Below are 21603 nucleotides of genomic sequence, written 5' to 3'. Positions count from 1 at the left end.
AGAAGGGAAATTGCCTCTGATTTACATAGATGAAAGTGGTTTTCAAAGTGAAAGTACCAGAACTCATAGTTATAGCCTTCAAGGAACACGTGCTGAAGGTGAATTTAACTGGCAGTTGAAGAATTGCGGTAATGCGATCGGTGCAATTATCGAAAATAGATTGTTGACAGTTGGTGTGTTTAATTGTTCTGTGAATACAGAAGTATTTGAATGTTGGATTGAACAGGATTTATTACCTAAGTTGAAAGAAAGCAGTGTTTTGATTATGGACAATGCGACCTTTCACAAAGGGAAAAGACTTCAGGAGTTGATACGTTGTGCAGGCCATTACATTGTGTGGCTTCCTAAATATAGTCCAGATTTAAATCCAATAGAAAATATGTGGTCACGAGTCAAGGCGATTCGAACTAAGTTTAGAGTTAAAGATATTGATAAATTATTTAAAGATTACTGTAATGATTTATTTGGTATTTAGCTATAGCACGTTTAGCACTGCTTATGCAGCGCCTTCCTCATCTTATTTTGATGCCAGTAAAAATAGAATTCAGCAGCTATTCGCACCGCAATCTGCAACTGCAAACCAAGTCAACTTGCAGCAGTTTAAGCAATTTCCATTAGATATTCAGTCGCTACAAGAACGGTTGCCTGTGGTGACCAGCACGGCTCAAACCACTGGACATCCCACAAAAAATGCCGCGGCGGTTAGATATATAGCCGAACTAGGCTTACAAGACGCCATTCAACAAGCGCTACAACGTCGTCCAGAAATCACCCGCAGTATTGCCACTTTGGCAGGGCAAGCCGCAAATATCGATGCAGCTAAGGCGCAGTATTATCCACAAATTTCAGGTGGTATCAGCACCGCTGACTTAACCACAGGTGAACGGGGCAGACAACTTTACAGCCTATCGGCAACCCAAGTCCTGTATGACTTTGGCAAAATTAAAAGTGCGGTCAATATTGAACAAGCCAAATTATTAGAAGAACAGGCCAATGTGCTCGTGAGTATTGATGATATCGCTTATCAAACCGCCAATGCTATCGTCAATATCAACCGCTATCGGGAAATTGTTAAAATTGCGCATCAGCAACTTCAAGGCATCGCTCGAATTGCCGAAATTGCCAATTTACGTGCGCAAGCAGGGATCAGTAGTCAGGCCGACCCTATTCAGGCGCAGTCCAATTTAGAAGCTGCGCAGTCCAATTTACTGATTCAAGAAAGTCAACTCAAGCAATATCAACAAACTCTAAGAACCCTTTTGGGCTATGACGTGTCCAATATACAACTGAGCTTGCCTGATACTGTGATTCGTCATGCAGGGTTATATGAAGAACCCAGCTTTAGCCAAATTCCGAAAATGATGGCGGCACAGGCTGCGGTACAAGTGGCACAATACCAAAGCCAAGAAACCAAACGCAGTGTTTACCCTAGTATTTATGTCAAAGGCAGTTTAAATCAGGCACTTAATGGAAAAAATCCCAATAATAATGAAGATGATGGCATGTATAGTTCAGTCATGCTAGAAGCCAACAGCAATTTTTTCCAAGGCGGTGCTTTACGTGCCAAACAACGCTCAGCGGCGTATGCCGAGCAGGCAGCCAAAGCCGAGGTGCAAAGCGTGTACTTAGATGTTTTAGATCAAATTCGCTTGATTCGAGAGCAAATTGATAATAAACAAAAGCAAATGGAGGTTTTAGCATTGCGAAAAAACACCACTGCCCGTACCAAAGAACTGTATCAAGAACAATATAAACTGGGCACCCGTACCGTGGTGGACTTGTTAAATTCCGAGCAGGCAATTCACAGTGCAGCGCAAGAAATTGAAACCGCCCGTTACGATATTTATGCAGGCTTAATTCAATATATTCATGTCACAGGGCGCTCCCGTGATCTTTACCAACTCAATAACACTAAAATTCAAGGGGTGGAGATTCAGCCATGAGTACCGCTATACACTACCTGCCTTGGCTACAAGCCGTTTTAACAATTGCCAAACATTATCGCATTGAAGCTTCGGAAGAGCGTTTACGTTTACAACTGGACTGGAACCCGAACCCATCTAGCGATGAGTTGGTGACTCTGATGGGGCGGCAAATTGGCCTACAGGTCAGAGCCAGTGCCTTTAGTCCCGAAATCTTAAACCCTTGGCGTTTACCTGTGCTCATTGCCATGCACGATGGGCAGGTCGGGGTGTTAGATAAACTCGATGCCGCAGGCAATGCCAGCGTACAATTTAGCGGTGACCAAGGCTTGGCACAAGTGCTCACGCTGCAACAACTGCAACACAGCATACAACAGGTCTATATTTTACGCCCTGAAAAATCGATCCCCGATGTGCGGATTGATGAATATGTCAAACCCTATGAGTCGAGCTGGTTTTGGTCAATTGTCCTGCGGGATTGGAAACGCTATATCGATGTCATGTTTGCCTCTTTAATGGCCAATATTTTGGCTTTGGCGACGGTTTTATTTTCCATGAACGTCTATGATCGGGTGATTCCAGCCCAATCGATTCCGACCTTGTGGGTGTTGGCAGGTGGGGTATTGTTGGCGGCGATCTTTGAATTTAGCATCCGTGTCGCCCGTATTTATTTGTCGGATATTATTGGCAAACGGGCCGATTTGAAAATTTCAGATCGGGTCTTTGGTCATGCGCTACGCATTAAAAATAAAGAACGTCCCAAGTCCACAGGCACCTTTATTTCCCAAATTCGAGAACTGGAAGGCGTACGGGAATTGGTGACTTCGACCACCATTTCAGCGGTGGCCGATTTACCGTTTTTCTTATTGTTCTTGGGCATTTTTTGGTTAATTGGCGGCGATTTATTTTGGGTGATGTTGGCTGTGGTGCCGTTGATGATTTTACCAGGGATTTTGATTCAAAAACCGTTGGCGAAATTGGCTGCTGAAGGTATGCGCGAAGGGGCAATTCGTAATGCCACCTTGGTCGAAGCGGTACAGGGCATTGAAGATATTAAATTATTACGTGCCGAAGCACGCTTTCAAAACCAATGGAACCATATGAATGAAGTCTCGGCAGAGATTTCGATGCGTCAGCGCAAATTGGTGGGCGTGGTTGGCGCATGGACGCAAAAAGTCCAAGGCCTAACCTTTGCCATTGTGGTTTTGGTGGGCTGTTTTGCAGTCATGAAAGGCGATATGACCACGGGAGCCTTGGTGGCCTGTTCGATTTTATCCTCTCGGATGCTGGGGCCGATTGCCCAAATTTCGGGGGTGCTGGGACGTTTGCAACAAGCCAAAGTGGCCAAAACCAGTTTGGATGAATTGATGAAAAAACCTGTCGATCAGGCGGAACATGCCCATCTGATTCATCGTACAGCTTTGCACGGTCAGTATGAGCTCAGCCAAACCCTATTTAAATATGCCGAAGATGATGCGCAAGCGACTTTGGCAATTCAAAAACTCGAGATTCGTGCAGGGGAAAAAATTGCAATTTTAGGTCGCAATGGCGCAGGGAAATCGACCCTGTTACAACTGTTGGCAGGCATGCAAGAACCTGTACAAGGCAAAATTAAACTGGATGGGGTGGATTTGGGTTTAATTGACCCTGCCGATGTGCGTCGTGATATGGGCTTGCTCAATCAAAATGCCCATTTATTTTTTGGAACGGTGCGGGAAAATCTTAAATTGGGCGCACCTTTGGCCACAGATCAAGACATTTTAACGGTCTTGAAAATGACAGGGGCTTTGGATTTTGTGTTGGCGAAAAAAGAAGGTTTAGATCATCAGGTCTTGGAAGGTGGAGCAGGTTTTTCGGGCGGACAACGTCAGGCTTTACTCTTGTCACGGCTGTTATTACGTGAGCCGAATATTGTGCTGCTCGATGAACCGACCGCAGCCTTGGATGATGTCACTGAAAAACAATTGATTGATCATTTACACACGTGGCTGGGGCAAAAAACCTTGGTGATTGCCACCCACCGTCGTGCAGTGCTGGAATTGGTGGATCGTATTATTGTGTTACAAGACGGAAAAATTGTGATGGATGGCAGTAAACAACAGATCTTGCAGCAGTCAGTTTCCAATCAGGCGGAGGCAACAGCATGAGCCAGCAATCCTCGCAACCGAACAAAGTGACACACATTGAACCACCTGTGCCAAGTGCCAGCTTATTTATTTGGATTATTGGTATAGGTTTGTTGGTGTTGTTGGCATGGGCGTGGTTATTCCAGCTCGAAGAAGTGTCCACAGGCACGGGAAAAGTGGTGCCTTCCTCTAAAGAACAAACCATTCAATCACTTGAAGGTGGGATTTTAACCAAGCTCAATGTACAAGAAGGACAAATTGTGCAACAGGGGCAGGTGTTGGCACAGCTTGATCCGACCCGTTTGGCTTCCAATGTGGGTGAGTCGGCATCGTTATTATTGGCCTCGCAAGCCACGGCTGCACGGTTGCGTGCCGAAGTGAATGGTACAGCACTGCATTTTCCTGCCGAAGTCCTAAAAGATCCCGCATTGGTACGTGAAGAAACCGCATTGTATCAATCTCGTCGTTTTAATTTAGAGGAGTCTTTGGCGGGTTTGCAGCAGGCTTTGCTGTTGGTACAGCAAGAGCTGGGCATGACCGAACCATTGGTGGCCAAAGGTGCAGCCAGTGAAGTGGAAGTGTTACGCTTAAAACGCCAAGCCAATGAACTGCGGAATCAAATGAACGATGTCCGTAACCAATATTTGGTCAAAGCCCGTGAAGAATTGGCCAAAGCCAATACCGACATTGAAACGCAAGGACAAATTGTGAAGGGTAAGTCGGACAGCCTGAGCCGTACCGTCTTTAAGTCACCTGTACGCGGGATTGTCAAAGAAATTAATGTCATGACCTTAGGTGGGGTGGTGGCACAAAATGGCAAGCTGATGACTTTGGTACCGCTGGATGAAAAACTGCTGATCGAAGCGCGGATTTCACCACGAGATATTGCCTTTATTCACCCAGGTCAGGAAGCATTGGTTAAAGTCACCGCCTATGACTATTCCATTTATGGCGGACTCAAAGGTAAAGTCACGGTGATTTCACCCGACACCATTCGGGATGAGGTCAAGCAAGACCAGTTTTATTATCGGGTCTATATTCAAACCAACAGCGATAAACTGAACAATAAAGCAGGGCAGCAGTTTAGTATTACCCCAGGTATGGTGGCCACAGTGGATATTAAAACGGGTCAGAAAAGCGTGTTAGATTATCTGATTAAACCGTTTAATAAAGCGCAAGAGGCGTTAAGAGAGCGTTAAGATTTTGGTTTAAATCAGGTTTTTAGTAATACTTATTGGCTATTTTTTTAAGCTTTGAGGTTTGCTTAGTTTTTACCCGAGTGTTCGAAATTGCATTGAACTGCAAGCACAGTCTGTAATAGAAATGAACAATGAGCGCCACAGGCGCTCATTTTTATCTGCATTTGATATTGCTCAATACACCAAAGGCGCATCTAAAGAGTGTAGTTTGCACAGCCAAACCATTCAGGCTGTCACCGAAGAATTAGTCACACGCAGAAAGCAGTTTAAGAAAGCCAAACTCAAATGGCGTGTTAGCAACAAGAAGTCAGCAAGAAAATCACTTGGATTGATACCGTTTAAGAAAGTAGCGATCAAATACGCTGATGGATATGTTCAATATGATAAACATCAATTCAAGCTATGGGATAGCTATGGATTAAGCAAATATGCTGTTAGAACTGGTTCATTTGTTGAGGACAGCCGTGGGCGTTGGTACGTGTGCCTTGTGGTCGATTCATCGAATCAAGAAAAACCAACAGCAACCAAAGCCATAGGTATTGATCTAGGTTTAAAAGATACTGCAACCTGTTCTGATGGTACGGTTATTTCAAACCCCAAGTTCTATCGCCAATACGAAAAGAAATTAGGTATTGCTCAACGAGCAAGGAATAAAAAACGTGTACGTGCATTACACGCCAAGATTGCAAATTGCCGTAAAGACCATTTGCATAAGGCAAGTACATTACTTGTTAAAAATAATGCACTCATAATTGTAGGTAACTTAAGTGCCAAAAAGCTTGTAAAAACTAAAATGGCAAAGTCTGTTTTAGATACAGGGTTTTCAGCACTAAAAACAATGCTCAAGTATAAATGCGAGAACGCAGGGGTAATGTTTAAAGAAGTCAATGAAGCCTATACCACCCAAATCTGTTCGTGCTGCGGTGAGATCACCTCAAGTAGTCCGAGAAGTAGGACAGGTCTTGGAATAAGAGAATGGTCATGTGAGTGTGGTGTCACTCACGATAGGGACTTAAATAGTGCCATGAACATTCTTGCGCTTGGGCATAAGCGTCTAGCTGTAGGAATCACCTCCGTTTAAGGGAGGTGAGGATGTCAAGGCTGTTTTTGCAGTTAAAAGCTGCGGGAGAGACCGAAGAACAATGAGGTCTGATGCGCTTGATCAATTAAAGGGCTGTTTGAAACTTTGGATGGCAAAATCTTATGGGTCACCACCGCACTGCTACGCCAGTTGGCATTGATGTTATAACTCGCGCCAAGCGAAACGTGAGGAATCACCACGCTCTCTGGACGATATTGAGTGACACCTTTGGCCACTTCAGTATCTAAGGTACCATAATAATAATTCGCTCGATCATCCGATAACCACGTTGCGCCAATATTCGGAATGATGCTGAGTTGCGGGGTTAAGCGCCAAAAATATTGATAATTCAGTTTTGCGGCCGCCGTATCACTGGCATTACCGATATCGGTGAGCACTTGAGTCGAGAGGACACCGTATTGACCTTTCCACATTCATTCTAAGCCAGCATCTGCACTCATCTGCCGATCTTCAAGTTGTTCTCTGCTTAAATTGTGCTTGGCTAGTTTGGCACGATTCAAATCATTTACCTCTAAAACATCCAGATTGGCGCTTAAAATTGCACTGATGTTAAATGCCTGATCTTGATATAAATGCATACCACCATAACGGCGACTGGACTTGAGTCAAGAGTATCTGGCTGTACCTTGACGCAGAATCAACAAGGAAACCGAGGGATCACGGGGGTGTAATTCGATCACAGATTGGATGAAATCATATGAAGAATAGATTTTCTCAGACTGGACTGACCTTAATTGAGCTGATAATTACGATTGCCATTCTAAGTTTGCTGTTGATGATGGGGAGCAGTCTGAGACAGCGTTGATTATAGTGCAAAAGAGAGCTCGAAGAAGAGTTTAACGGATTGGTCTGAATGAGACTACTTGCACCACTTGGGTTTCGATCGGTGCAAGCGATAGGTGATCTAAACGAGTCGCAAACACAACAGCATATTTCAAAGTGCTCATGTATAAATACAAAACCACAGAAAAATATATTTGAGTATTTGTCTTGGTTTATATTTCAAGTTATAAATAGAGAAATAAATGTTATATTTTGTCACTATTTATTATATAATTGTGTGTATAATCACAAGGGTAGATATAACATAATTTCTAACTTGCTTAAAAAAGGGTACACGTCATGGCTAAAATTCCTTTAGAAAATTTGCATGAAATTGATGGTTATGTGGCAGCGGCACTGGTAGACAGTGAAAGTGGACTGGCACTTGCAGCACAGGGCAATGGTTCCATTGACCTAGAGTTTGCGGCAGCAGGCAATACAGAGGTACTTCGTGCAAAGCGCAAAGTGGCGAATTCATTAAATTTGAATGACTATATTGAAGATTTTTTGATTACGCTGGGTAAGCAATATCATTTAATCCGTCCATTGGACTCTAACGATGCTTTATTTTTATATTTAGTCTTAGACCGCAGCAAAGCCAATTTAGCGATGGCTCGACATGAGCTGAAACGCTTTGAAAAAGAATTAGATTTTTCTTAATACACAGAAGAAGGTTGTTGAGTTTCAACAACCTTCTTCGCTGTCTTTTTTGTATACAGGTGCTAAACGCATATGATTCCTTCTGTGTATATTTCGATATTTGGTTTGGGATTGTCCACTGTTACTGATTTAAAAAATGCCATTACCGCTAAATTGGCACAGAATTTTCAAGTGAATTGGACACATATTGCGGATAAAAAGCTACAAATTTTATTATTACATGAAGATTTCGCACATATGAGTCAACTTCAAGAAGATAACTCTAATTTGCGGATCTTAAAACTCAACAAAAATAAGCAATGGGCGGGTCAGATTGTCAATGATGTCCTATACTTGCCCTTATCTTCAACGCATGCTTTATCTACATGGTTAAGCCAATTTATTATGACCAGCGCTGTTGCCCCAGCCGTTGAAACAGCTGTTAAAGTACAGATGCCGCAACACAAGCTGAGTCATCACAGCATTTCTAAGGCATTTAACTGTATTTATCAGGATTATGCCAATCTCAATAAATTTATTATTCAAAGTAATGGGCAGGTATTGTCCTTTTTTGATATTCAAAGCAATGAATTTTATTCCAATACCCAACTCAATATTCATGAGATGACGGAATTGGAAGTGCTTCCCGCAGATTTAAATAGTATTGTACGGTTTAAAAAACAATTTAAAGCACGTGATTTAAAGCATGGTATTTGGCAATTTGTTTGGGATCATCTTGCGGATGATGTGCCAGAATTTCCTTTCGCATATCGGCTATCGACTTGGCCTCAGCCTTTACATCAGTCACAGCGAAATGTGCTATTAAAAATGTCGGCTTATTTTAGTCAGGGGCATACGGTGGACTATGTACAGCAACAGATGCAGGTCGGCACGCCGCTCATTCATCGTTATTTATTTGCTTGTCGTATTGCACAAATGTTGACAGAAATTCCAGTCGAGGAACATTCTACAACGCATCACTTGGCAACAGTATCTCCGCCTGCGCAGACTGGCGCAGTCCGTGGTTTTTTGAGTAAATTACGTAAAAAACTTGGCTTATAATGGAACGATAATGATTTTACAACAACATAAAATTGTGTTTGCGGGAACGATGGGGGCGGGGAAAAGTGAAGCCATCAAATCGTTATCGAGTATAGAGGTGTTGGCTACCGAAGCCATCAATACCGACACCGAAGCCAATAGCAAAATGTTCACTACCGTTGGCATCGATTATGGTGAATTGGTTTTAGAGGATGGTACCAAAGTCGGTTTATATGGAACTCCTGGGCAGGAGCGATTTGATTTTATTTGGAATATGATCTGCAAAGGTGCTTTGGGCATTATTATTTTAATTGATCATAGTATTGAACAACCGATTGAGCATTTAAATTTTTATTTAAATTCTTTTAAAGCCATGAGTGACAATATTGTGATTGGCATCACCCACCTTGACCAAAAAACAGCGCACACGACAGCCATTTATCGTGAATGGGAAGAACAGGGGGGGCATCAAGGTTTACCTTTATTTTTTATTGATGCACGTCAAAAAGACGATGTGTTATTGCTGGTTGAAGCATTAATTGCTCATGCCGAAGTTTATTTAGAGAGTTAAAATATGCACAGCAATGAACTCAAACGTACAGCACCAGATGAACTGATTGCTTTCTCACGTCAACATATGAATGCTGTTTTGAGCAATGTTTCAGGGGTGGATTTTGTCATGCTCTGTTCGGCAGATGGTTTTGAATTGGCTTCGGTCTATAAGAAAAACCGCAGCAATCTGGGTAAACTTGCAGCGGTCAGCAGTTCCATTTTGGCGATGGTACAGGCTTTTGTCAGTGAAATAGATTTACACGACTGTCAAAATATTACTTTAGATGCCGTCAATGGCAAAGCGATTCTAACGGCCATTCCGCATCCTGCATACCCTATGGTGATGGTGGTGTTAAGCTCTAAAGATGTGTTGCTGGGGCAGTTATTGTATTCAATCAAAAAAACAGTACAAAGTATTCAGCAACAACCCTTGCATGCTGTCGTGCATTCCTTAGTATAAGCCGATGAATACACCCTTCTTTTTTGAAAACCTCACTAAAGATTTAGAGAACTATCAACGTGCTATTGATGCACACTCTATAGTCGCGATTACCGATGCACGTGGCGTCATTACCCATGTCAATGATAAGTTTTGTGATATTTCCCAATATAGTTATGCCGAACTGATGGGGGGCACGCATAAAATTATTAACTCGGGCTACCACTCTCGACTTTTTTTCAAAAAATTATGGAAAACCATTGCGAGCGGGAACATTTGGCAAGGCGAAATTTGCAATCGTGCAAAAGATGGTTCTGTGTACTGGGTTGATACAACGATTGTCCCCTTAACCGACAGTACAGGGAGCTTAAAGTATTATATTTCTATCCGTACCGATATTACCCAACTGAAAAATGCCGAAGCTCAAGCACGTTATATGGCTTTGCATGATGAGTTGACTGGCCTGCCCAATCGACATTTCATGAAAGAATATTTAGCTGCCGTGATAGAAAGCAATGGCTTAAATCAGGCCTATGGCGCACTTTTGATGTTGGATTTGGATCATTTTAAAAATATTAATGATGCTTTTGGACATGATGTAGGGGATGATTTGCTGAAAGTGCTCTCTATTCGACTGAGCCAGCATATACATCCGCAAAATATGGTGGTGCGCTTAGGAGGGGATGAATTTTTAATTATCTTGTCAGAGCTTAGTTCTATTGAAGAGGATGCCCGCAGAGAAGTTAGAGATATCGCAGAATATATTCACAAGGAGTGCAGCCGTCCTTTTTTGTTAAATGGCAAACTTACGCATACCAGTGTCAGTATGGGAATTGCCATGTTTTGCAATAATACATTGCAAGCGCATGAATTACTTAAACATGCAGATATGGCACTTTATGAAGTGAAAAGAATGGGGCGAAATGACATCCTGTTTTTTGATGCGAGTATTGAACAACGGATTTTAGTTGAACAGAGCTTGCTGTCCGATTTTCGTCTGGCGCTGAAGCGCAATGAGCTGCAACTTTTTTATCAAGTATTGGTCGACGCCGAACAAAATATTAAAGGCTATGAAGCTTTATTAAGATGGCAGCACCCCGTACATGGTTTAATGCTGCCTGAGCGGTTTATGCATCTGATTGAAAAGACCGAGCTGATACATACAGTCGGGTATCAGGTTTTAGAACTTGCCTGTCAGCAATTGCTTGCTTGGCATCAACAGGATGAGGCATCGCATTGGGTGATTGCAGTCAATGTTAGTGCTGAACAATTTAAGAACCATCATTTTGAAAAAAATGTAGTTGAGATTATTGAAAAATATGCTGTAAACCCAGCACTCTTGCGTTTTGAGCTGACTGAAAGCATGTTTTATGCCGACCTTAACCAGTCCATTAAAACGATGCAAACTTTAATTGAGTTTGGCATTCAGTTTTCGATGGATGATTTTGGTACGGGGTATTCATCTCTCAGTTATCTTCGACTCTTGCCATTGGATCAATTAAAAATTGACCGTTCATTTATGGCGGGCATGCTGTCCAATCCTGAAGATCTAGCGGTGATTAAAACGATAATCGCGTTAGCTAAAATTTTAGGATTGACGGTTGTGGCTGAAGGTATAGAGTCTGAAGCGCAATTTTTGCTTTTAAAGGAAAGTGGTTGCTATCTGTTTCAAGGCTACTATTTTGGTTATCCGAGTAAATTTTAACTATATTAGGTTTCATCGTGGAACCCTTTTTTATTTTACTGTGCCGTTGAGCAAAGAGATCAAAATGCCAAGTAAATATCCTCAAAATGATGGGTGTTATTGGCTCATCATTCAAAGCATTATGATTTTTTAAGCTGAAAGCATTTAGGATATATGTATTTACTTTCAAGCGTTGCTGATCTTAAGGGGGAGTGTATAATGGATCAGAAGCCTATTTTTAGCATCCTTACTTTTTATAAAAAAACCTCAACATTGGCAAGAGTCACCGACATAAAATACACTAAATAATATAATTGGTAACTTAATAAACTCTATATATAACAGTTATATAGGGTTTTAATTTTGTGTGATGTAATTTAAGGTGGGGTGGGGTACTTTGATTTTTGGTCACTAATTTATTGTGATAATCAACAATAATAACCAACATACATATGCTTAATCTAAGGGTATTTTACTGAATGGTATAATTTATAATGAGAGGGGTGTTGCCTGGGGCTACGGTTTCTGTTTTGCCTTTTGGCGTAAGACGTACAAATATAAGCTTTCTACTTTTTCACGTGCCCATGGTGTGGTACGCAAGAATCGCAATGATGATTTAACACTTGGGTCTATGCAAAAACATCTAATTTCAATTTTACGACTCAAGCCTTCAAAGCCACCATAGTAATCTAGCAACTCATCCAAAATGTCAGCAAGTTTTTTGCCGTGTAAAGGGTCGTTGGGGGTGTTCATAATAGATCAATCGTATTTTGGGTGGCCATTATTATAACCTTGGCTAGTTGGAAAACTAGAGAGTTGGAATGTAGGTAATGATGGACTGAATAGCCACCAAAATTCTGGAGCACCCCCAGCCATCGAGTGAGGCATCATATATATGACTCGGTAATCCCATTTGTTGTGTAGGAAAGTTTTTTCTTAATGGGTCACCTTTTTATGGAAGTAGGTAAGAGGAAAGCTCTAAACCTTTATGGATCGCTTCAGTACTGTACTCAAAGGAAATTAATGGTTGACCTGTGATTGCTGTTGAGAAGACCAGTGTATCCTAAAGCCAATATTCACCCCATCCATTGTAGTAAATATTAAGTTTTTTGAGCATGGGTTTATTTTCTTTTGATACGTTGGCGAGCCGTATTGCTCTCATAGCGAAGAATGTCATCTACACTGTTTAAATGAGGTTTGAAGAGTTCCTCTAATTCTTTTAATCGGCCTAGTACCATGGCAACGCGTATTAAATTTTCAAATGAAACATTTCGACCAGCTTCCAGATTAGATACTGTATTCACACTAATACCAGCACGTGTAGCGACATCTGCCTGAGTCATTTCCAGATAAAGTCGTTCTTTACGAAGCCTCTCACATAATAAAGTAACAACTTCTTTAGGTTTTCTGAATCTTAAATCCATAATATTGGGTCTTATGTTTATATATGACTATTAAGCCACAAAATAATGGAGTTATAAAATGTGTTGGTTGATCGGTGAAAAGGTGCTTTATTGGCTGATTAGATCCTATTAGATTAAAGAAGTCTAATTAGACATTTACAATCTATAGCAATAAAGAATCATTGCTGAGTAATTAAAATGATGACCATCTCCAATGACCCTTGGCATTTTCCACGTACAGAACTAGCTAAACAAATTTTGGGCATGCTTGAAACTGGGCTAGCTAGTTCTCTTACTTTTTTGCCCCGCGCAGAATGGGAAAAAGAATTTTTACGAAAAGATATTGCGCCCCTAGCAGAACAGCTTGGATGGCGCGTTTTTTATTTCAGTTTTTTAGATGCAGGCCTGCATAGTGAGGGGGCAGTTTGTAAAAGCTCTTGATGAGTTTTCAAAACAAAATGGCTATCGTGCCTGCATTTGAATACTAATTTAGTGAGCGATGCATCAGTTGTTTTTTCTTTCTGATGCTATCTCATCTTGCTTTCAACCTAAATTAATCTTTGTTGCACTTCGTCTGAGAATCTAAGAATATAAAAAACCACCGCAAGAGGTGGTTTTCTTCAGACTCAAAACATAAAGATATTACTCTGGGACGTATATCATCCGGCCATCACTCATTTGATAAGTCACTCCGGCTTTACTGCCTTCTCCCTCACCCATTTTCCCGGTTGATTCGTACTGCCTGATTTCCTTGCCATTCTTGTATGAAATTTTCATATTGGCTTCACCAGGATTTTGGACCACAATCACCTTGTCTTGCGAAAATGGATTCAATGGGTTTTGCACCACCAGCATCATCAAAATCACGCATAACACTAAAAACAAATCAATGAGATTGACTACTGACAGCATTGGATCATCACTTTCATCCTGTTCCATAAAACGCATCAGCTATCTCCCTGCAATTTTGTCAACCGAGTCAGTTCATAGTGTCGTAATTCTTCCAGCAGCCAACGACGACGTACCACCAAGATATAAAAACAAATGGAGGCAGATATGAGGGATAAAATCACTGACGAAAAAGCCACAACCATGTTTTGTCCTACCTGTTCCGACTGACCACTCGACAGTGCCAATAGGGCAGGCCCCATTGGAATCATGGTGGCAATCAGACCAAGCATCGGCGCGGTACGTGACACAATCCGCAACCATTCCAGACGTTTAATGATCCACAGTTCGAGATCATCACTACTGATTGGTGTTGTTTGACGATCTGCATAACGCGCCAACATGGACTGATAACGTGTCGTGTTTCTCAGCCATGCTTCAGTGATAAAGCTGCCCAAAGCACATAAGGCAAAAATCAGCATTAGTAAGATCAACAACATCACAGGCCATAAAAATAATTTAGAGGCATGATAAATCAGACTTTCGAGTTGTAAAACTTGCATAACCGACCTTAGCGTTGACGTTGTTGATAGATTTGATGCGCTGCACCAAATCCTAAAATCGTGAATAAAAATAAAAGGCCATAGTGCATGACATCTTGTTGTGGCTCTTTTGGCTTTTGTACGGCTTCTAAGGTTTGACCTTTGACTTTGACCGTGTTTGATACCGTTTCAGGAAGCGACTGTATTTTGGCTACATCCATCTGAAAATCGGTCTTTTTCATCAGTTGTTGTGTTGCTGTCTCCTGTTCGACAGATACTGGCGTATTCAGCCCCACACCTTGATGACGCATCGCTGTTGATGCCGCTACATGCGCTGGCACTTGCGATGCGGATACAGAAGCCACATGCTGATCAGTGTTCCAGGTTTGTGTTTCTGCTTCTGTCGAGTTGAGCGGCATCTGATGCAACTGTGCTTGCATAAATGCATCCACACGACGCGATGAATCGACATGATCCAAGCGCTTACGTAAAGTGTGAATACGTTCTGCGATTTCAGCTTTGGTTTCTTGATCCGCCTGCCAGTAATCTTGATGAATGGCTTCAGCCATACGATTTAACATTTGCAGCTGTGCACTGGGATGATGCTTTTCAAACCATTCATTGACACCCAACTGACGTTTATCCTGTACATAAGTGTCATATAAATCATCCCATTGATCCTTCCGGACCACAGCCGGGTCTGCCACATTCCATCCATATAAATTGTTCGTGGCATTTAACACTTCTAAAGTACCTGCATAACCTTCTTGTTGCATGGCCTTAATCCAGGTCGGATTTAAATAACGCGTGCGCATTTCATCAGACAAATAGGAGTTTAATAAGGTCACTTGCGCTTTATTCTGGCGTAAATCAGTTATCAGTAATTCTGGTGAAGCACCTTGAACTTGACGTACAGCCAGCGATAAACCACCCAAATATTCAAAAGGGTGATCGGTTGATAAGACGCCCTGTACATTAGATGAGCGCGACATGATCGCCATTTCCACACCTTTCAGGTTTTCGGCAAACATGTTGACAGGCAGCTGTTCTCCCCATGTCTGTTCACCATAGGCATATTGCAATCGATTTAAAAACGTACTGGCCAGCTGCTGTTCCTGATCCCATTGATCATCTGTTAAAATTTGCTGACTAAAACCCGAACCATATTCTCCCGGAGCATTGCTGAAAATGCGTAGGCGCGATAAAGACTGAGCCTGTTCGGGGGAAATGTGTTGTGCAATAAGGGCCTTTTCCAGTTGCTGGCTATGCGTATAAATTGGGTTGTCTGCTTCATCCAGTTGGGCAAGTTTGGACATGGCTTGTGCCAACAAACGGATAAAACCATCAAACTGGTCCCTGTAGACACTCGTGGCCTGTACCACCACATCCACCCGTGGACGCTGCAATGCTTCACGTGGAATAATCTCCAGTTGTACCAGTTTACCCGCATCATTCCAGACCGGCTTTAAACCCAAGGCGGCAAGGACCTGACCTTCAGAGACACCCAAATGGCGAATCGTTTCAGAAGACCATAAACTCACTGCAATTTTGGCAGGATATTTATCCGGATGTTTTTGTTGATATTGTTGAATCATCTGGCCAAAGGTTTCACTGCCCATGCTATAGGCAGATGGAGTAGGAATTTTACCGGCTTCAAAAGCATATAAATTCCGTCCACTGATCGTTTCGGGTTGGCGAATCGGATCACCGCCTGAGCCAGGAACGATAAAGCCGCCATTTAATGCCGTTAACAGGCTGCTCAGTTCCATCTCTGCACTCAAACGTTGATAATTTTCCTGAGCCGTCGTGATCCATTTTTTTAACTTGGCATTTAACTTCATCTGTTCAATTTCAGTATCCTGATCCGGATTGGCCAACACATGCTGCTTTAAGAAACGAAATGGCAGCGACTGTTGAATCGCGGCAACATCACGATTAAAAATTTCCTTCGGGTCATATTTTAGGTCCTGAATAAAATCTGCACCTAACTGTTGTAGTACAATTATCAAACGCTGCTCATCTTCTGCAGCTTGCCCAAACTGGTGTAAGCCCATCGGCACGGCCTGTCCTGCCAAAGCATGCAGATGATCATGCAACTGTGCATAAAAGGCTGGGAAATCTGCCTGCATTTGTGATTCGGATAAGCTTAAATCCTGAGCAATCCCACTTTTCAGGGTTTGTTGGATCAGCCGGTTTTGCGTGTCCTGTTTCACCATGCCATCATTCAGCTGTACATATTGATGAATAAGATCATGCAAATCACGCAGTTCATCATATAGACCTGAAGGTGCCAACGCTGCCGTTTGATGGCTAATGGTCACCGCACGTCCACGACGTTTGGCTTGTATTGCCTCTGCAAGATTGTCCTGGACATAAGGATAAAAAATCGGTAAATCGCCTGCCGTCAGATAACTATAATCATCGACTGACAAACCCTTATCCTTGCCCGGCAACCATTCTTGTGTGCCATGTGTTCCTAAATGAATCAGGGCATTGGCATGCTGTTGCAGATATAGATATGTGGCCAGATACAACGGGTCTGGAACTGAATCTTGGCGATGGTAATCTTTTCCCGAGCTTGAACGAGGTGGCTGTGGCAGAAGCATCACCTTACCGTATTGCACGCGTGGAATCGCGAAATACCATTGTCCATTACGTTCGACTACGGCCCAGTGTTCTTGCAATCGTGCCAGAGTCGATGTTGTGGCGAGTTCTTGCTGACGGTCAGCAGGCAGTTGTGCCAGCCATGTCAGATAATCCTGGACTGGGAAATAGGCAAGCAGGTCCTGTGTGGCTAAATCTTTTAATTTTTCAGGTTGATTCAATCCTGCAAGGAGCTGTCTGGCATCGTGAATGATCTGTTGTTCACTCACCGTGTGGGTGTCATATCCGGCGTGTTGCAAGGCTGTCTGAATATTTTCCAGGCTTCGCGGAATATTCAAATTCGAGGCTGACAGATTTTGCTGCCCGTGCGGGTAGTTCCAAAACATCAGCGCAAGCTGCTTTTCTGCATTGGATAAATATTTCAGCCTGGCTTGTGCCTGGGTGCGCCGTAGTAAACTGCCAAGTTGCCTAGGCATCCAGCTTTCTTGACCATGCTCATGGATGGACAATACCGTCGGATCAGAAAACCCCCAGGTTTCCGGCAAACTTAAAAACACCGATGCCAGATGTGGTGGCACACCTGAGGTCGCGCTGTGCCAATCTTCCATGCTGCCATGAAAGGATAAGGCTTGAATCATGGGGGCATTGATTTTCTCAAGCTCTGCGACCAGTTGCTGACCATTTTGAATATGCGTCAAATTCACCATCGCCGTGATGGGCATGTCCTTAAAATATTCAGACAGTGTCGTTTTCGCTTTAGACTCACTCCACAACAGTACAACAGGCATCACGTGCTGCTGTTCAGTCAGCTCAATCAACTCATCAAGACGTGCTGTGGTTAAATTGGTTAGATTGCTTGGATGCATCACATACACCACACGTGTCTGTGCTTGAGTATGCTGTGTCTGATAGCTGTCATACCATGCCTGATAGGCTTTCACGCTGTCAAAAATCTGCTCGGCTTTGGAATGATAAATGGCGATGTCCGGCATTTTTTCAGCCTTTAAAGCCTTTTTTTCCCCGGTCGTGATCCAGCGCTGCAGGGATATAAATAATTGCTTAAAGTTGTTCATGCCACCACTCGCATATAAGTCAAGCAGTTTAAAACCGTACAGCATTGGAACTTTGTGAAACTTGGGTGCTCCACCGCCTACAATCATATAAGGACGCTTCTGCTGTTCAAGTCTTGCAAGTGCAGCGTCCTCGACCTGCTTACGGTCTGGTGGCCGAGGTACGTCTAAAATCACCATTTCGGCTTGCTGAATGGCCGACTCAAGCTGTTCCATTTTTTGCTCAACATTCATATGCTGAAGCTGGACACCTTGTTGTGCTGCCAGCGCTTTTAATTTTTCATACTTCTGTGCACTGACAAAATCATTATGCAGAATTAAAAGCTGTGTCTGTGCTGACTGCTGTGCCATGGCCGCTGTACTGAATCCTGCCCATAGACAGATCAGGCAAAAACAGAATTTCCCTAGAGAATACCCACGGAGTTGACCTGCGAGTAAATGCTGAAAGATCACCATGCTTAAAATCTCGCATTCAGGCCGAGGAAGTAGCGACGACCAGCATCGGTAGAACTGTGTAATTGATCAGGATCGAAACCGGTTTTCTCATCGGTAAAGTTTTCGATCCCTGCTTGTAGCTTGAGTTGATGGGTCAGCTGATAATCAGCATAGAGATGCCATAAGCTATAGCCTTTGCTATAAGGCTGATCCGCCGCCTGGAATTGGCGACTGCGGTAATGGTGACGTAACCGTGTGCTGAACTGGTCTGTGGCTTGCCAATTTAATGAAGTATTCCATTGATGCTTAGCGCGATCCGGCAAAGGCTGTTTACTGCTTTGATCTTGTGCATCTAGATAGGTGTAATTGGTTTCAAGATGCCATGCTGGTTCAAACTGGTAGGCCGCACGCCATTCCAGGCCTTGCAACCGGGCCTGAGCAATATTGACATAATCCAGACAGACCTTGCCCGCCACATCACAACGCGTGCGCCGTGCAGTTTCAATCAAGTCATCGACATCGTTTTGGAACCAGCCAAGTGAACTCTCAAACTCGCCATGATGAAAATGCAGTCCGATTTCATAAGCGGTGTTGGTTTCTGGCTGCAAGTCAGGATTGCCACGAATGATGCCACGTCCGCCCATTGCTGCATGCGACTCGAACTCAGCTGAAAGCTGTTTCAGTGTGGGGGCTTTAAACCCCCGGCCGATGCCGGATTTTAGGGTCCACTGTTCAGTTAAATCCAATGCGGCACTCAGTTTCGGGCTGAGTTCCCAACCAAATTTTTCATGCTCATCCCCACGCAAGCCCATACCTATTTTGAGGGGGTCACTGACTTGCCATGTGTCTTGCAGATAAATACCGTAATGCGTTGCACGATCTTTGTGTTGCTGATTCACGGTGGGGTCTTTTAACTGTTCGGAACGCAGTTCATTGCCGACAATAAACTGATGCTTGCCCTGTTCAAATTGCAACTGCATACTGGCAATTTGATCCGTCAGTTGCTGTGGTGAGGTCGTGTCTCCGCCATCGCTACGCCGGCTGTCACGTTTAAAGTCCGTTTGATACAGTTGTACAGTGCTTTTGCCCCAGTCCCATTCACCTAAATGCTTCAACCCGACACGACGACGCTCAATATCATCATTAACCTGATAATACTGACCGCGTGTTCCACTGCGCAGATCTTGACGCTGTTCTTCAGCATAGTCCGTAAAAATTTCTATCTGCTGTGCAGGGTTTAATTGCCAGAATAGTCCCACATGGGCTTGGGAATTTTTTTGCTGGTCTTGTAGATATACTTGATGCTGTGCAGGATCATGCAAAGCATCGCGCTGACGGTATTCGCCCCAAAGACTGATGCCTAAACGGTCTTGAATCAGTGGCCCTGCAAGGTAAGCACTACTTTTAAACAGATCACCTCCCAAGTCGCTTTCATTCCATACCGACTGCAGACTTGCTGAACCTTGCCATTCATCAAGCGGTTTTCGAGTAATTACATTGACCACCCCGCCCAAAGCTTCAGAGCCATACAATGACGACATGGGGCCTCGCACCACTTCGACTTGCTGGATTACCTCAGCGGGAATCCAGTTGAGTTCGGCATCCGAATGGGCCACCGCAGACGAAGATGAATTAATGCGCTGACCATCGACCAGATAAAGGGTATGTTCTGGATTCATACCGCGAATAGAAATACCTTTTCGATTTAAGCCGAGTCCTTGACTTTGAATCCCGACTCGGTCGTCCAATGCATCCGATAGATCTCGTACAAAACGATTTCTAAGGCTATTGCCATCAACGACATCAATACTTGCAAGTGCTTCATGGATATTTTCTGGTTGGGCCGATGCCGTAACCACAATGGTGTTCATACTGTGAATGGGATGCTCCGCTGCTACATCTTCAGCGGCAAAGGTGCTGTGTTGAACACATAACAGTCCGGCACCTAAAATAAAAATACGCATATTGTCTTATTGGGTTTTCATCTATTTCCACAAAATGTTATGTTATAACATAATAAAATGTAAATGATTTTATACGCTTTTCTGCATTCATGGTCAAAATGGATACAATTGTTAGAAGTAAAGGACTTTGTTGCACAAACAAAGGCACTGTTGTACATAACAACGAAGGGTAAGCTAAAGGGGTGGCCTATAAATCCCTTCGACGGCCTAATGCCAGTCAGTTAAGAGATTGATTGGCATTTTTTTGGATATTTCTGTGGTTTTCCTTTCACAACTCGTGGGTAGTTTCTACTTCTTCTTTCCGGTAAAACATACCTTTTAGATTTTTCCATCAAACTTTCTAGATGTTTAGGCAAATTGCCTGCGGAGGCCAAAGAATCAAATCTCAATAGGTTAAGGATAGCAATAGAGGTAATATGAAAGCTCATTCTCAAAGGACTGACTTTTGCACGTTGAGCCATATATAGCTAAATACCAAATAAATTATCACAATGTTTTTGAATAATTCATCAATGTCTTTTATTCGCAAATTATTTTTAAACCAGAAAATGGTAGTTATGAAATCGAGGATGCTCTTTTCAAAGAATGGATTATGGATGAAGCATAATTTTGAAAACTCACTTGGATAAAAATAATACTTTACTACTATAATAAGTATATAATAGGAAAAACTGCCTATACTTTACTATTTAAATAGAATTATGAATGATTTTTGTTCTATCCAAATATTTCTGAATAATCAATGGATCGATTGTGCCACTATTGAAGTAATAGGTGAAAAAGCTAAAGGTTGGAAAGCTAGCTGCGGAACATATTATTCAATGGATTATGTAATTGAACATATGGGGTTACGAGATGGTCATGCTGTTTCAAACCATTATCCGATTAATTTAGAAAGCAATATTGAGCCTACGTGGCCAGCTTTTCTAATTGATCTATTACCTCAAGGATATGGTCGAAAAGAATTATTAAAAAAACTTGGCCGCCCTGAGTATGAAGAAGAGTCAGCAGATTGGCCATTGCTTAAAGTAGGAGCGAGCAATCCTATCTTAAAGTGAAAGAGGACTCCACCCGACAGTCAGGGTGGAGGTGAATTTCACGGTTTTAACCTTGTTGGTTTTGAATGTATTTTTTAATAATGTCCAAAGGCGCACCACCACACGACCCTGCA

Annotated in this window: 20 protein-coding genes and 3 pseudogenes; 13 read left to right on the top strand and 10 right to left on the bottom strand. The window is 42.7% G+C overall.

What is annotated here, in order from left to right:
• The 5 genes and pseudogenes from FTT85_RS15715 to FTT85_RS15695 all read left to right on the top strand — a co-directional run.
• Positions 1–475 (top strand): transposase (locus FTT85_RS15715; protein WP_180183923.1); only part of this gene is annotated, 475 nt, incomplete at its 5' end.
• On the top strand, positions 456–1943 hold the full coding sequence (locus FTT85_RS15710) for a TolC family protein (protein ID WP_180183922.1): 1488 nt from the start codon (positions 456–458) through the stop codon (positions 1941–1943). The genes FTT85_RS15715 and FTT85_RS15710, both read left to right, overlap by 20 nt.
• Positions 1940–4069 carry a type I secretion system permease/ATPase gene (locus FTT85_RS15705; RefSeq protein WP_180183921.1) on the top strand — a complete coding sequence of 710 codons (2130 nt, stop codon included), beginning with the start codon at positions 1940–1942 and terminating at the stop codon, positions 4067–4069. The genes FTT85_RS15710 and FTT85_RS15705 overlap by 4 nt, the downstream gene beginning before the upstream one ends.
• Positions 4066–5247, top strand: a complete 1182-nt coding sequence (locus tag FTT85_RS15700; RefSeq protein WP_180183920.1) for an HlyD family type I secretion periplasmic adaptor subunit — start codon at positions 4066–4068, stop codon at positions 5245–5247. The genes FTT85_RS15705 and FTT85_RS15700 overlap by 4 nt, the downstream gene beginning before the upstream one ends.
• A gap of 148 nt (positions 5248–5395) precedes the next feature.
• Positions 5396–6328, top strand: a pseudogene (locus tag FTT85_RS15695) (RNA-guided endonuclease InsQ/TnpB family protein); the annotation flags it as partial.
• 32 nt (positions 6329–6360) lie between these two features.
• Here the strand turns inward: FTT85_RS15695 and FTT85_RS15690 are convergent.
• Together FTT85_RS15690 and FTT85_RS15685 are read right to left on the bottom strand one after the other, a co-directional pair.
• Complete coding sequence (locus tag FTT85_RS15690; RefSeq protein WP_180041766.1) at positions 6361–6762, bottom strand: MipA/OmpV family protein; 402 nt, start codon at positions 6760–6762, stop codon at positions 6361–6363.
• The gene (locus tag FTT85_RS15685; protein ID WP_180041764.1) at positions 6763–6927 is read right to left on the bottom strand and encodes a hypothetical protein; all 165 of its coding nucleotides are present in this window, start codon (positions 6925–6927) and stop codon (positions 6763–6765) included.
• Between the two features lie 119 nt (positions 6928–7046).
• Here FTT85_RS15685 and FTT85_RS18955 point away from each other — a divergent pair, with 119 nt between their 5' ends.
• The 6 genes from FTT85_RS18955 to FTT85_RS15655 all read left to right on the top strand — a co-directional run bounded on the left by FTT85_RS18955 (position 7047) and on the right by FTT85_RS15655 (position 11547).
• Positions 7047–7154 carry a prepilin-type N-terminal cleavage/methylation domain-containing protein gene (locus tag FTT85_RS18955; protein ID WP_180041762.1) on the top strand — a complete coding sequence of 36 codons (108 nt, stop codon included), beginning with the start codon at positions 7047–7049 and terminating at the stop codon, positions 7152–7154.
• A gap of 317 nt (positions 7155–7471) precedes the next feature.
• Positions 7472–7831, top strand: coding sequence for a roadblock/LC7 domain-containing protein (locus FTT85_RS15675; protein WP_180183919.1), 360 nt, complete (start codon positions 7472–7474; stop codon positions 7829–7831).
• 72 nt (positions 7832–7903) lie between these two features.
• The gene (locus FTT85_RS15670; protein WP_218955498.1) at positions 7904–8872 is read left to right on the top strand and encodes a hypothetical protein; all 969 of its coding nucleotides are present in this window, start codon (positions 7904–7906) and stop codon (positions 8870–8872) included.
• A 10-nt stretch (positions 8873–8882) separates the two neighbouring features.
• Positions 8883–9422: an ATP/GTP-binding protein gene (locus FTT85_RS15665; protein ID WP_180041756.1), complete on the top strand. Its 540-nt coding sequence runs from the start codon at positions 8883–8885 to the stop codon at positions 9420–9422.
• 3 nt (positions 9423–9425) lie between these two features.
• Positions 9426–9863, top strand: a complete 438-nt coding sequence (locus FTT85_RS15660) for a roadblock/LC7 domain-containing protein (RefSeq protein WP_180177497.1) — start codon at positions 9426–9428, stop codon at positions 9861–9863.
• A gap of 4 nt (positions 9864–9867) precedes the next feature.
• Positions 9868–11547 carry a bifunctional diguanylate cyclase/phosphodiesterase gene (locus FTT85_RS15655; RefSeq protein ID WP_180183918.1) on the top strand — a complete coding sequence of 560 codons (1680 nt, stop codon included), beginning with the start codon at positions 9868–9870 and terminating at the stop codon, positions 11545–11547.
• A 495-nt stretch (positions 11548–12042) separates the two neighbouring features.
• On the opposite strand, the gene FTT85_RS15650 is transcribed toward FTT85_RS15655, so the two are convergent.
• The 3 genes and pseudogenes from FTT85_RS15650 to FTT85_RS15645 form a co-directional block, all read right to left on the bottom strand.
• Entirely contained in the window at positions 12043–12279 is a 237-nt protein-coding gene (locus FTT85_RS15650) for a VF530 family DNA-binding protein (protein WP_005173763.1), read from the bottom strand.
• Between the two features lie 112 nt (positions 12280–12391).
• Positions 12392–12583 (bottom strand): annotated as a pseudogene (locus FTT85_RS18880) (type II toxin-antitoxin system HipA family toxin); the annotation flags it as partial.
• A gap of 64 nt (positions 12584–12647) precedes the next feature.
• On the bottom strand, positions 12648–12950 hold the full coding sequence (locus FTT85_RS15645; protein ID WP_180174368.1) for a helix-turn-helix transcriptional regulator: 303 nt from the start codon (positions 12948–12950) through the stop codon (positions 12648–12650).
• Positions 12951–13127: 177 nt separating this feature from the next.
• On the opposite strand from FTT85_RS15645, the gene FTT85_RS15640 reads away from it, so the two are divergent.
• Positions 13128–13370, top strand: a complete 243-nt coding sequence (locus FTT85_RS15640) for a hypothetical protein (RefSeq protein ID WP_180082152.1) — start codon at positions 13128–13130, stop codon at positions 13368–13370.
• A 201-nt stretch (positions 13371–13571) separates the two neighbouring features.
• Here FTT85_RS15640 and FTT85_RS15635 read toward each other — a convergent pair whose 3' ends face one another.
• The 5 genes and pseudogenes from FTT85_RS15635 to FTT85_RS18585 all read right to left on the bottom strand — a co-directional run.
• Positions 13572–13877, bottom strand: coding sequence for a DUF2149 domain-containing protein (locus tag FTT85_RS15635; protein WP_180082151.1), 306 nt, complete (start codon positions 13875–13877; stop codon positions 13572–13574).
• Positions 13877–14380 (bottom strand): MotA/TolQ/ExbB proton channel family protein, encoded by a 504-nt coding sequence (locus tag FTT85_RS15630; protein ID WP_180183917.1) that lies wholly within the window; start codon positions 14378–14380, stop codon positions 13877–13879. Before FTT85_RS15630 ends, FTT85_RS15635 begins: the two co-directional genes overlap by 1 nt.
• A gap of 8 nt (positions 14381–14388) precedes the next feature.
• Positions 14389–18489 (bottom strand): cobaltochelatase subunit CobN, encoded by a 4101-nt coding sequence (cobN, locus tag FTT85_RS15625; protein WP_180183916.1) that lies wholly within the window; start codon positions 18487–18489, stop codon positions 14389–14391.
• 2 nt (positions 18490–18491) lie between these two features.
• Positions 18492–20432, bottom strand: a complete 1941-nt coding sequence (locus FTT85_RS15620; RefSeq protein WP_180082148.1) for a TonB-dependent siderophore receptor — start codon at positions 20430–20432, stop codon at positions 18492–18494.
• Positions 20433–20653: 221 nt separating this feature from the next.
• Positions 20654–20896 (bottom strand): annotated as a pseudogene (locus tag FTT85_RS18585) (DDE transposase); the annotation flags it as partial.
• A 237-nt stretch (positions 20897–21133) separates the two neighbouring features.
• On the opposite strand from FTT85_RS18585, the gene FTT85_RS15615 reads away from it, so the two are divergent.
• Complete coding sequence (locus FTT85_RS15615; protein WP_257232177.1) at positions 21134–21490, top strand: hypothetical protein; 357 nt, start codon at positions 21134–21136, stop codon at positions 21488–21490.
• Positions 21491–21603 lie beyond the last annotated feature (113 nt).

This window comes from Acinetobacter sp. YH01020, from assembly GCF_013420275.1.
Classification (GTDB): Bacteria; Pseudomonadota; Gammaproteobacteria; order Pseudomonadales; family Moraxellaceae; genus Acinetobacter; species Acinetobacter amyesii.
Note: the sequence above shows the minus strand (reverse complement) of the source record. Positions and strands in the feature narration are given on the sequence as shown.